General features: G+C 41.3%; 14 protein-coding genes. 13 read left to right on the top strand and 1 reads right to left on the bottom strand.

All coding sequences use genetic code 11. From position 1 onward, the window contains the following. The first annotated feature begins 66 nt into the window (after positions 1–66). From urtB to nfuA, 13 genes are all read left to right on the top strand, one after another. Positions 67–1,695, top strand: a complete 1,629-nt coding sequence (gene urtB / locus A9260_RS12005; protein ID WP_068699286.1) for an urea ABC transporter permease subunit UrtB — start codon at positions 67–69, stop codon at positions 1,693–1,695. A gap of 10 nt (positions 1,696–1,705) precedes the next feature. Beyond that, the gene (urtC, locus tag A9260_RS12000; RefSeq protein WP_068699284.1) at positions 1,706–2,872 is read left to right on the top strand and encodes an urea ABC transporter permease subunit UrtC; all 1,167 of its coding nucleotides are present in this window, start codon (positions 1,706–1,708) and stop codon (positions 2,870–2,872) included. Then, positions 2,869–3,720, top strand: a complete 852-nt coding sequence (gene urtD, locus A9260_RS11995) for an urea ABC transporter ATP-binding protein UrtD (RefSeq protein WP_068699282.1) — start codon at positions 2,869–2,871, stop codon at positions 3,718–3,720. The genes urtC and urtD overlap by 4 nt, the downstream gene beginning before the upstream one ends. A 1-nt stretch (position 3,721) precedes the next feature. Then, positions 3,722–4,417, top strand: a complete 696-nt coding sequence (gene urtE / locus A9260_RS11990; RefSeq protein WP_068699280.1) for an urea ABC transporter ATP-binding subunit UrtE — start codon at positions 3,722–3,724, stop codon at positions 4,415–4,417. After that, the gene (locus tag A9260_RS11985; protein WP_068699278.1) at positions 4,414–5,331 is read left to right on the top strand and encodes an urease accessory protein UreD; all 918 of its coding nucleotides are present in this window, start codon (positions 4,414–4,416) and stop codon (positions 5,329–5,331) included. Before urtE ends, A9260_RS11985 begins: the two co-directional genes overlap by 4 nt. A gap of 25 nt (positions 5,332–5,356) precedes the next feature. Then, positions 5,357–5,659 (top strand): urease subunit gamma, encoded by a 303-nt coding sequence (gene ureA, locus A9260_RS11980; protein ID WP_068699276.1) that lies wholly within the window; start codon positions 5,357–5,359, stop codon positions 5,657–5,659. 9 nt (positions 5,660–5,668) lie between these two features. Next, complete coding sequence (locus A9260_RS11975) at positions 5,669–6,004, top strand: urease subunit beta (protein WP_068699274.1); 336 nt, start codon at positions 5,669–5,671, stop codon at positions 6,002–6,004. Positions 6,005–6,072: 68 nt separating this feature from the next. Next, positions 6,073–7,776, top strand: coding sequence for an urease subunit alpha (ureC, locus tag A9260_RS11970; RefSeq protein ID WP_068699272.1), 1,704 nt, complete (start codon positions 6,073–6,075; stop codon positions 7,774–7,776). Between the two features lie 42 nt (positions 7,777–7,818). Beyond that, positions 7,819–8,268: an urease accessory protein UreE gene (gene ureE, locus A9260_RS11965; RefSeq protein ID WP_068699270.1), complete on the top strand. Its 450-nt coding sequence runs from the start codon at positions 7,819–7,821 to the stop codon at positions 8,266–8,268. 40 nt (positions 8,269–8,308) lie between these two features. Beyond that, positions 8,309–8,872: a HupE/UreJ family protein gene (locus A9260_RS11960; protein WP_068699268.1), complete on the top strand. Its 564-nt coding sequence runs from the start codon at positions 8,309–8,311 to the stop codon at positions 8,870–8,872. 19 nt (positions 8,873–8,891) lie between these two features. Further along, the gene (locus A9260_RS11955) at positions 8,892–9,584 is read left to right on the top strand and encodes an urease accessory protein UreF (protein ID WP_068699266.1); all 693 of its coding nucleotides are present in this window, start codon (positions 8,892–8,894) and stop codon (positions 9,582–9,584) included. A 38-nt stretch (positions 9,585–9,622) separates the two neighbouring features. Continuing rightward, the gene (ureG, locus tag A9260_RS11950; protein ID WP_068699264.1) at positions 9,623–10,255 is read left to right on the top strand and encodes an urease accessory protein UreG; all 633 of its coding nucleotides are present in this window, start codon (positions 9,623–9,625) and stop codon (positions 10,253–10,255) included. A 93-nt stretch (positions 10,256–10,348) separates the two neighbouring features. After that, positions 10,349–10,939 (top strand): Fe-S biogenesis protein NfuA, encoded by a 591-nt coding sequence (gene nfuA, locus A9260_RS11945; RefSeq protein WP_068699262.1) that lies wholly within the window; start codon positions 10,349–10,351, stop codon positions 10,937–10,939. A 74-nt stretch (positions 10,940–11,013) separates the two neighbouring features. Here nfuA and envZ read toward each other — a convergent pair whose 3' ends face one another. After that, a complete protein-coding gene (gene envZ, locus A9260_RS11940) occupies positions 11,014–12,405 on the bottom strand; it encodes a two-component system sensor histidine kinase EnvZ (protein ID WP_068699260.1) in 1,392 nt (463 codons plus the stop codon). Between the last annotated feature and the right edge of the window lie 9 nt (positions 12,406–12,414).

Below are 12,414 nucleotides of genomic sequence, written 5' to 3'. Positions count from 1 at the left end.
AAAAACAGGCATCTCCCAAGTCTATCTAATTCCAATAAAAGGCTCGGTTGATCAAGGACGTAGGTCATGAGAAATGTATGGATCATATTGAGAGTAGTAGCATTGTTACTGGTTTCAATGAATATTAGTTGGGCAGCAATTACAGATTTGTCTAGCTTTGAAAAAGCATTAATTGGTAAGAAAAATGCGCAGAAACAACAGGCTATTGCATGGCTTGTAAATAATCAACAAGCAGAAATCGCGCAAACAGTACTTAATGCTTGGCTTGCAGGTAATCTGTATTACTTGAACCCATCATTAAGCTCCAATCAACAATCACTCTATATCACCACAAATGTAAAAACAGCAACAGAAGCTACTTCAGCTTGGAGCGAACAAATAGTTGCGATTGAAAATAGTCGTCAATTAAAAAAAGTTCGAGTAAACAATCGTCTAAGAAAAGAAATTCGCTTACAACTTGCAGTATTAGGGATTAATAGTTCCGATAGTCATATACGTTATAACGCAATAATGGAGCTTCTAGGTACAGATGATAAGGAGCTACTCAGCACTATTTCTGAACGACTTAGTATTGAGGAAGATAAGCGTGTTATTGAGATGATTAAGCTGTCTATGGCTATTCACTTATCTCAAGACATAACTGGCTCGAAGGATGAACGAATTTTAGCTATAGAAACAGTTGCACAGTATAAGCTACCTATAGTTGCCGAAACACTGAATCACGTTTTATCTGAAACTGAAGACCCTGCCATCCTAAAGGCTGCAAACCTTTCTTTAACTCAATATCAGCAATCACAATCCCTTTATTCTGGTCTTGAAACCGCTTTCTTTGGTTTGAGTATGGGCTCAGTTTTAGTTCTTGCTGGTATTGGTCTTGCGATTACTTTTGGAGTAATGGGAGTCATCAATATGGCTCATGGCGAGTTAATTATGATTGGTGCCTATACGGCGTATGTTATTCAACAATTAATGCCAAACCATATCGGAGTAGCCTTGCTAGTTTCAATCCCTGCAGCATTTATTGTTGCTGGTTTGGTCGGAATTGTGATTGAAAGAAGTGTTATTCGCCATCTTTATGGTCGCCCATTAGAAACATTATTGGCGACTTTTGGTATCAGCCTAATTTTACAGCAAGCTGTTCGTTCTATCTTTTCCCCACTTAATCGCTCCGTTAGTACTCCTGAGTGGATGTCTGGCGCACTAGAAATAAACCCAATGCTCTCTCTTACCTATAACCGTTTATACATTGTTTTATTTTGTGGACTGGTATTTTGGGGATTATTAATGGTTTTGAAGAAAACACCATTGGGCTTGCAAGTTCGAGCTGTTTCACAAAATAGAGGTATGGCTCGAGCAATGGGGATTCGCTCAGAGCGTGTTGATGCTTTGACCTTTGGTTTAGGTTCGGGAGTGGCAGGCATTGCTGGTGTGGCTCTTTCTCAACTCACCAACGTAGGCCCTAATATGGGTCAGGCTTACATTATTGATTCATTCATGGTGGTTGTATTTGGTGGTGTAGGTAATTTATGGGGAACCTTGGTCGCGGGTCTAAGTTTAGGGCTATTTAATAAAGTGCTTGAACCTTGGGCTGGTGCAGTATTGGCCAAAATTTTAGTTCTAGTTTTCATTATTTTATTTATTCAAAAGCGTCCGAGAGGGTTGTTCCCTCAACGTGGTCGTGCGGCTGAGAGCTAAGGAGACCAGTATGCGTTCGAAATCTTTTGTTCTTTCTTCAATTCAAGGGGATAGAGGTGGACAGTTAACACTGCTAGCGATTTTTGCTGCTGTTATCTTTGTTCCGCTAGCAAACCTATTACTACCAAGCGGACATCCTCTGCACGTTGAAACTTTTACGGTTTCATTAATGGGTAAGTATTTAAGTTACGCCATGCTTGCTCTGGCTTTGGATTTAGTATGGGGCTACCTCGGAATATTAAGCTTAGGTCATGGTGCTTTCTTTGCTATTGGTGGCTATGCGATGGGTATGTACTTAATGCGTCAAATAGGCGATCGCGGTGTATATGGCGACCCCATCCTTCCTGACTTCATGGTATTTCTTAATTGGCAAGAATTGCCTTGGTTCTGGTTAGGTTTTGACCATTTTTGGGTTGCGTGCGCCATGGTTGTTTTGATCCCTGCGATATTGGCTTATGTGTTTGGTTATCTGGCCTTCCGCTCCCGTGTATCTGGCGTTTATTTATCAATAATGACTCAAGCTTTGACCTATGCGCTAATGCTTGCATTTTTCCGAAATGAGATGGGTTTTGGTGGTAACAATGGTCTAACCGATTTTAAGGATATTTTAGGATTTAGTTTACAAAGTGATATGACGAAATTAGTGCTATTTATGAGTACCGGTATTGCATTGATGATTAGCTACATTGTATGTCGAATGGTTGTCACTAGCCGTTTAGGTCGAGTGGCAATGGCTATTCGTGATACAGAATCTCGTACACGATTTATGGGGTATGACGTTGATGGCATTAAATTATGGATCTTTGTGTTATCAGCCATTATTGCCGGAGTTGCAGGTGCTTTATACGTGCCACAAGTTGGCATTATAAATCCAGGTGAATTTGCACCACTAAACTCAATTGAAATTGTTGTTTGGGTTGCGTTGGGAGGTCGAGCAACATTGTTTGGTGCCATTGTTGGGGCATTAATTATTAACTATGCAAAAAGTTGGTTTACGGTTGAGTTTCCTGAAGTGTGGTTATTTGCACTAGGTGGGCTATTTGTCTTATCAACTATGTACTTTCCAAAAGGTGTCATTGGTTTTATCAGTGACCGAAGTAAGACCTTACATAGTAAGGTCAATAAAACGAAATCTGTACACAGTAATGATGACGTAGCTAAGAAGGTGACAGTATGAGCGTACTGAATTCAGTTCAACAACTTAAAGATAGCTATCAGACGATAACTCGCCGAGATGAAGTATTTTCATTTCTAAAGCCTGAAGTTCACCCCGCGATCGATACACGACATAACGTATTACTTTATGTAGAAGGCGTAAATAAGAGCTTTGATGGCTTTAAAGCAATTAACGATCTCAATCTTTATATTCGTGAGGGGGAGCTACGTTGCATTATCGGACCTAATGGTGCAGGCAAAACAACGATGATGGACATCATTACTGGAAAAACTAAACCTGATACCGGAGAGGTTTGGCTTGGTTCTAATATCAATTTACTCAAGATGAATGAGGCACAAATTGCTAATGCTGGGGTGGGACGAAAGTTTCAAAAACCAACGGTAATCGAATGTTTGAGTGTATGGCAAAACCTAGAGCTCTCCATGTCAGGTGTTCGTTCCGTTTGGGGGACATTTACGGCCAAAATGAGTGGTGAACAAATTGATAAATTAGAATCAGTTATGGAGCTGATTCACCTTAAAGATGAGGCAAAGAATAGTGCAGGTAACCTTTCTCATGGCCAAAAGCAGTGGCTAGAGATTGGTATGCTACTTATGCAAAACCCTAAACTATTGCTTGTTGATGAACCTGTTGCGGGAATGACGCATCAAGAGATGGATCGTACTTCTGAACTGCTTAATTCACTTGCAGGGAAACACTCAGTTGTTGTGGTGGAGCATGATATGGATTTTGTTCGCTCAATAGCTAGTCATGTGACTGTATTACATCAAGGGCATGTATTGGCGGAGGGTTCAATGGATCAAGTTCAAGCCCACCCAGAAGTTAAACAAGTTTACCTCGGAGAATAAGATGCTATCAATTCAATCACTAAATCAGTTTTATGGTGAGAGCCATACGCTGTGGGACCTAGACATGGTTGTTCCTGAAGGAAAGTGTACTGTTCTGATGGGGCGAAACGGTGTAGGAAAAACGACATTACTGCAATGCATTATGGGGCAAGTTAAAGTAAAAAGTGGCGACATAACTATGAGTGATTTGTCGTTATTACAATTAGATGCCGAAGATCGTCCAAGGCATGGTATTGGTTATGTACCTCAAGGGCGTCAAATTTTCCCCATGCTGACAGTTCAAGAAAACTTAGAAGTTGGGTTACCTATCCGAGATAAAGGTGATCGTGAAATTCCTGAGTTTATCTTTGATCTTTTTCCTGTTCTTAAAGAGATGCTACATCGACGAGGCGGAGATTTATCAGGAGGACAGCAGCAGCAGTTAGCGATAGGTCGAGCTCTTGTTGTAAGTCCTAAATTACTTATTCTTGATGAGCCGACAGAAGGGATTCAACCAAATATAGTGCAAGAGATTGGTGACATTATTCGCATGCTTAATGAGAAGATGGGATTAACGGTTTTATTAGTTGAGCAGAAACTTCCGTTTGCACGCAAAGTAGGGGATCGGTTTTGTATTCTTGACCGAGGTCGACAGGTTGCAGAAGGAGATATGGATACTTTAGATGACAAGCTTATAAAGGAGTATCTAACGGTATGAGTCTGCTATTTAAAAGTGATGAATATAATGTCTTTAATCATTCGATAGAAACGGCTATCCAACAAGATTTGCATGACGGTTGGAAGGCTGAACTGGGTTTAGTCTTTACTCAGCGTGGTGATAAAACTGTCTTAAAGCATCGTTTTCAACGAGGTCCACTCGCTATTCAGCGTCCGTTATATCCTGATGGTTCTACTTGTCATACTTACTTATTGCATCCTCCTGGTGGTGTGGTCGGTGGCGACTCATTAAATATAGATGTTACTTTGGAGCCTGATGCGCAAGCTTTTATTACTACACCTGGAGCAACTAAGTTTTATCGATCTAATCAAAAATATGCTCATCAGACTCAAAAGCTCACCGTGAAATCTGGCGCTCGTTTAGAGTGGTTTCCACAAGAGAATATTTTCTTTCCTTATGCTCATTCCCGTCTCGATACACAAGTATACCTAGATTCTAATGCACAGTTTTGGGGCTGGGAAATGCACTGTTTTGGTCGTCCTGCACTAAATGAGGTATTTGGTCATGGTCACCTTGTTGGTAAAACAGAAATATTCATCAATAAGAAAAGAGTGCTCACTGAAGGCCTTAATTTTTATGGTGGTGATAAGTTAATGATAAATAAGGGGATGATCTCATATCCGCTTATAGCGACACTTTATGTGAAGTCTGATGATATTCAACTTGTTGAGTTGGTACAGAACTTGCTATCTATTAGAGCAGAAGAAGCACAACAACTGTCTGGAAAGCCAAAATTAGTGGTTGGCGTTACTCAACTCGAGCACTTGTTAATTGTAAGAGCTTTAGGCTTTTGGAGTGAAGACCTGATTGGAGCCCTAAGTGAGGTGTGGCAGTTAACTCGACAGCAGTTAACTGGAGTGTCACCAGATCTACCAAGAATATGGGCAACATAATTGATTCATAAATGCGAGTTGTAATATGGAATTATCACCAAGAGAGAAAGATAAATTACTAATATTTTGTGCTGGAATGTTGGCTCAACAACGTAAAGCCAAAGGTTTGAAACTCAATTATCCTGAGTCGATTGCATTTATTAGTTGTGCCATTCTGGAAGGGGCTCGTGAAGGAAAAACAGTGGCTCAATTAATGGATTTTGGGCGAACTTTATTGAGTGTTGATGATGTCATGGAAGGTATTCCCTCAATGATTCCGGATGTACAAGTTGAAGCTACGTTTCCAGATGGTACGAAATTAGTCACCGTTCACGAACCCATTGTTTAAGGATTGGTTATGGCATATAGCAACAAGGGGCGTAGCGGCTTAATTCCTGGTGTTATCGAGACAGCCGAGGGGACTATTACACTTAATCAGGGGCGAGAAACCGCGACTGTTAAGGTTGAAAATCTAGGTGATCGTCCTATTCAAATTGGCTCTCATTATCATTTTTTTGAAGCAAATAATGCTTTAGCTTTTGACCGAGAAAAAACAAAAGGCTTTCGTCTTAATATCCCAGCAGGTACTGCAACTCGATTTGAACCAGGTCAGCGAAGAACTGTTGAATTAGTACGTTATGCAGGAAAGCTTGAAGTATATGGTTTTCAAGGAAAGGTAATGGGAAAACTCTAGCGCTTAATGTGACATTTTTTCAAGCGGCAAGTTATTGATATTTAACAAACATTAGCAAGGGATTGGAAATGGCGACAATATCCAGACAGGCTTATGCCGAAATGTTTGGTCCAACAGTTGGCGATCGTGTGCGTTTAGCTGATACCGAATTATGGTTAGAAGTAGAAAAAGATTTGACGGTGTATGGCGATGAAGTGAAGTTTGGCGGTGGTAAAGTTATCCGTGACGGTATGGGACAAAGCCAACGACCGAGTATAGAAACGCCAGACCTTGTTATTACTAATGCCGTCGTTCTCGATTACTGGGGCATTATTAAAGCCGATGTTGCAATAAAAAATGGGCGAATTCAAGCATTAGGTAAGGCAGGGAATCCAGACGTACAGCCGGGTGTAGATATTGTCATTGGCCCTGGTACAGAGGTACTTGCGGGGGAGGGTAATATATTAACAGCTGGTGGCATTGATTCACATATACACTTTATTTGTCCGCAGCAAATTGAAGAAGCACTAGCTTCCGGCGTAACCACAATGATCGGTGGTGGAACCGGTCCAAACACAGGGACAAATGCGACAACATGTACTCCTGGACCTTGGAATATGCACCGTATGCTGGAGTCGTTAGATCAGTTTCCAATGAACTTTGGCTTGTTAGGCAAGGGTAATGCAAGCCAGCCTGAGGCATTGAGAGAGCAGGTTGCAGCAGGTGCCGTAGGACTAAAGCTTCATGAGGATTGGGGGACAACCCCTGCATCTATTGATACCTGCTTATCTGTTGCAGATGAGATGGATGTGCAAGTTGCCATTCATACCGATACGCTCAATGAGTCTGGCTTTGTTGAATCCACATTAGGTGCGATTGGTGGTCGTGTTATTCATACCTATCATACTGAGGGTGCTGGCGGTGGTCATGCGCCAGATATTATTAAAGCAGCTGGTGAAGCTAATGTTTTACCTTCTTCTACTAATCCAACACGTCCTTATACGATTAATACCGTTGATGAGCACCTCGATATGCTAATGGTCTGTCATCACTTATCCCCTTCTATTGCAGAAGACGTTGCATTTGCGGAATCACGTATTCGCCGAGAGACAATCGCGGCTGAAGATATTTTGCACGATCTCGGAGCGTTTTCGATGATAGCTTCAGACTCTCAAGCCATGGGGCGTGTTGGTGAGGTGATTACGCGAACTTGGCAAACTGCGCACAAAATGAAAGTACAGCGTGGCAGTTTAGCTGAGGACTCAAGCTACAGTGATAATTTTCGTTTAAAACGCTATGTAGCAAAATATACGATTAATCCTGCAATCACCCACGGAATGTCTCATGAAATAGGTTCTGTTGAGCCAGGTAAGTTAGCGGATTTAGTACTGTGGAAGCCTGGCTTTTTTGGGGTGAAGCCAAGTGTGATACTTAAAGGCGGGATGATTGCTATGGCTCCAATGGGTGATCCCAATGCGTCTATACCAACACCCCAACCAGTGCACTATCGTTCAATGTTTGGTAGTTATGGAAAAGCCTGCCAAAACACGTCAATGCTATTTATGTCGCAACAAGCAAATCAGGACGGAGTTGCCGAACAATTGGGTCTACAAAGTTTGATTGGAGAGGTTAGTCATTGCCGAGACATTAGTAAATCAGATATGAAGCTCAATGATTGGATGCCAAAAATTGAAGTGGACTCTCAAACTTATCAGGTTAGAGCCGATGGCGAGTTATTGGTATGTGAACCTGCTGAGGTACTGCCAATGGCACAGCGTTACTTTTTATTTTGATAATACATTTCATATTAGTGATATAGGAATACAGCATTTTACATGATTGAATTTACTGAAATTTGCACCAATGGTGCTAAGACAGCGAGTGGTTTTTTGAGTTTACCAATCGATAGTCGTATTAAGAGCAGACTTAAGGTCACATTAGATGATGGGCGTGATGCAGGGTTATTTCTTCCTCGTGGTCATATTTTGCGTGGTGGAGAGAGATTAAGTAGCCAATGTGGTTTGGTGGTTGAAGTTAAAGCTGCACCAGAGCAAGTATCAACAGTGTATTGCGATAATGCTCATTTATTGACGCGAGTCGCTTATCATCTTGGAAATCGTCATGTTCCATTGCAGGTTGAAGCTGGTTGGGTTCGCTATCAGCATGATCATGTATTAGATGAGATGGTTGAAGGTTTAGGAGCACAAGTGACCTCTGAAATTAAACCATTTGAACCAGAAGGTGGTGCTTACGGAGGCCGTTCTGGTGGTCACCACCATCACTAATTAGATTGATTGGATAAGTAATTAAACAAGGAACGAGATAATGAAAACAAAATTTATAGCCCTTCTGGCTTTGCTCATCACACCAACATTGGCTTTGGCTCATCCAGGTCATGACCACCATTCTTTTTCTGCGGGGATTACCCATCCGATAACCGGAATGGACCATCTCATTATGCTATTTGCCTTTGGCTTACTGGTTGGCTGTACGGCAGTGGCTAATCGTAAAAAATCAGGCTTGATTATCGCAGGTATGATCTCCTTAGTTAGCGGCCTTTTTGTTGGTGAAATCATAGGTTTTTCTATGATTGTTGAACCAGCCATTATTGCTTCTCTTCTTATAGTAAGCATTTCTTTGTGGCACGTATTCTCACCATTAACAGCACGCGTTGCTATAGCAGTGTCTGCATCAATAGGAATGTTATTTTTCCACGGATATGCACACGGAGTCGAAGCGACAGGTAATGTGTCTTTATTTGCCTCTGGTATGTTTATCAGTGCCTTAATGTTGATGACTCTTGGTTGTGTAGTCGGCTATTTTTTCCGTTCCAAATGGTTATCTGTCGGAGTTGCTTCTGTTAGTGCGTTACTGATAATTGCTGCTTAATTAGCTTGGTATTTTACCTATGAATCAGTCAGTAAAATTAGCTAGTGACTTGGCTTGCTACCGCTTATTTCAATTGACCAGTCCATCACTACCTATCGGTGGTTTTACTTATTCTCAAGGTCTTGAATATGCCGTTGAAGCTGGGTGGGTGACCGATCGAGATGGCTTAGAGCAATGGCTTAAATATATGGTTAATGGCAGCGTTGCAACTCTTGAATTACCCATTCTTGATAGGCTTTATCATGCGATAAAACAACAAGATATCGAAACAATTGAGCATTGGTGTGACGTTTTATATACCAGCCGAGAAACCAGTGAATTGAGAGCTGAAGAACGCCAGCGGGGACAGGCGTTTTATACATTGTTAACTAAGTTGGGTATTGATATAGATTTGGCTAACGGTCTCTCAAGTCAACCCAATCAGTTACTGGGGCTTTGTATTGCAGCGCATGCTTGGTCTATTGACCTTGAAAGCCTTAAACAAGGTTATCTATGGAGTTGGTTGGAAAATATTGTTACCGCCGGAGTGAAATTAGTTCCGTTAGGGCAAACCGACGGACAGTTGGCATTGATTCATATTACGGAATCTTTTCCAAAAGTATTAGCGCAAGTATTGAAAATTGAAGAGTGGATGATTGGTAGTTTTACGCCGTCAATAGCGATAGCGAGTTCATTACATGAGACCCAGTACACTCGTTTATTTCGCTCATAAGTTTAGCTTCAAGCATTTATAAATTAAGGATTAATAAAATGGAAACATACAAACAGCCTCTGCGAATTGGTATTGGAGGCCCTGTTGGTTCAGGTAAGACAGCATTGCTTGAGGTTCTGTGTAAGGCTATTCGAGATAAAATAAATATTGCAGTTGTAACTAATGATATTTATACCCAAGAGGATGCCAAAATATTAACACGTGCAGAAGCGCTTGAACCTGATCGTATCATTGGTGTTGAGACCGGTGGTTGTCCTCATACCGCAATTCGAGAAGATGCCTCGATGAATTTAGCCGCAGTGGAAGAGCTAGCCAAATTACATAAGAACTTAGATGTCGTATTTGTTGAAAGTGGTGGTGATAATTTAAGTGCCACATTTAGTCCTGAACTTGCAGACTTAACTATTTATGTCATTGATGTTGCTGAAGGTGAAAAAATACCGAGAAAAGGTGGCCCTGGCATTACTCGATCTGACTTATTAGTGATCAATAAAATTGATTTGGCGCCTTATGTAGGGGCGTCGTTAGAGGTTATGGAGCAAGATACTAAGCGAATGAGAAAGACCAAACCTTATGTATTTACTAACCTTAAAGAGAGCAAAGGGCTAGATACAATTATTGATTTTATTGTGACGCAGGGGATGCTAACTCTGAAAGAGCCTGTTTCATGAGGGCTAGATGTTGATTGTGATTCCTTGTTTGAAAAAAAAATCTAACAAGGTAGAATACCGTTAATAACCTACAGAATTACTCAGGTATTTTTCATGTCTACTAAAATTACTATTACAGAATCTGCTCAGTCGCATTTTGCTAACTTGTTAGCGCAACAAGCAGAGGGAACTAACATCCGAGTATTCGTGGTTAATCCAGGAACTCAAAGTGCAGAGTGTGGCGTATCTTACTGTCCACCAGAAGCTGTTGAAGCCACTGATACTGAGTTATCACTTGACGCTTTTTCTGCTTATATCGATGAATTGAGCCTGCCATTTTTAGAAGATGCAGAGATCGATTATGTTACTGATAAAATGGGCTCTCAGCTTACGCTAAAAGCGCCTAACGCTAAGATGCGTAAAGTAGCAGATGATGCATCTCTACTAGAGCGTGTTGAGTATGTAATCCAAACTCAAGTTAACCCTCAGCTAGCGAGCCATGGCGGTCACTTAAACCTAGTTAAGATTACTGATGATGGTATTGCATTGGTTCAGTTTGGTGGCGGTTGTAATGGCTGTTCTATGGTTGATGTGACTCTAAAAGACGGTATCGAGAAGCAACTTCTAGAAGAGTTCTCTGGTGAATTAGTTGCGGTTAAAGATGCAACTGAGCATGAGCAAGGTGAGCACTCTTACTATCAGTAATAGTGGCAACCAATAAATATAAAAAAGGGGAGCTCAATAATATTGAGCTCCCCTTTTTAGTTCGGTTTAATAGATTATTTTTTGTGTGATTTCTTGCTGTAAGCATCAAAGGTTAGCTTAACCATTAAGCCACCTTGTGTACGATTACTCATTTCGATAGTCGCATTGTGCTCTGCAATGATTCTTTTCACTATCGATAACCCAAGTCCGGTCCCTTCACTGCCTCTAGCGGTATCACCACGGGTAAATGGTTCAAATACTTTCTGCATTTGCTCATCGCTGATACCAGGACCATTATCTTCTATTGAGATCCATACCTTTTGATTGTTCTTTGAAGCCCCAGTTTTGATACTAATCCAGTTGCCCCCATAGCGTTTAGCATTCACTACAAGGTTACTCAATGTTCTTCTTATCGGGATATAACTGGCGTAAATATTCGGTAGTCCCTCTTTTAATTGGATATCAAAAGTATAATTTTGGTTATCCTCACCCAGTTCATCTTCTAGCGAACCGTCGGCTTGATAGATGTTGAGAGTACGCTCAAACTCTTCAGCCATAGTGTTGAGGTTTAATTTGCCAAAATCATTTCGATCAATTGGCTTTAGGTAGTCAATAAACTGCGCAATGATCTCATTACATTCTTCAATGTCCTGATTCATACCATCGGCTAGGTAACTATCTTGCTCGGACATCATTTCTGTAGCGAGTCGAATACGTGTTAATGGAGTGCGAATGTCATGACTGACGCCTGCGAGCATTAAGCGGCGGTCAGTTTCGAGCTCTTCAATGCCTCTAGCCATTTTGTTAAATGACTTGGTTACCGCTCTTATTTCGGTGGCCCCGTTTTCTGGAAGCGGTTCAGGTATGACCCCATTACCAACACTAATTGCAGCGGCTTCCAGATCTTTAAGAGGCCTATTTTGCCAACGAATAAAGCCCCAACCACCGAATATAAATAAAATGGTGATTAATAAGCTATTGATAAATAGAGGTTTGAATTCGTCTTGGGTGAGCTCGGTGAGAGGGATTCTGAGAATCCAATTCGGCATGACATCAAGCTTTATCCATAACAAATAACTTTTGCTATCACGAGCCAGTCGCGCTTCTGCTGGGGAGCCAATTTCTTCTGTGATTTCATCGCTCATGAAATCGAGATAAAAGGCTTTTTGGAACTCTTCTTCAGCAACGCCATTCATCGGGTGAACACTCACACCTAGCCTTAGTAGCAGGGCTTGTCTTAGTGGTGTTGTTCGTTCACTTTCTGGAATGCCAAGTTCAGATTCTTGGCGAATTCTTGCGTACTCTTCTGTGACCAGATTGATCTCATAGGAAAGAATGCGGTTGAACTGCTTTAAGCTGGGGAGCAATGCATAGTTGAAAATCGCGTAGTAAGAAAAGGCTTGGCTGGCAATCAAAAGAGCCATAAAGCCAATGATTGATTGAGTTATCGAACTACGCGATCGCATTAGGTTATC

The organism is Vibrio sp. UCD-FRSSP16_30 (genome assembly GCF_001676025.1).
Classification (GTDB): Bacteria; Pseudomonadota; Gammaproteobacteria; order Enterobacterales; family Vibrionaceae; genus Vibrio.
This window is presented reverse-complemented; position numbering and strand designations above follow the sequence as displayed.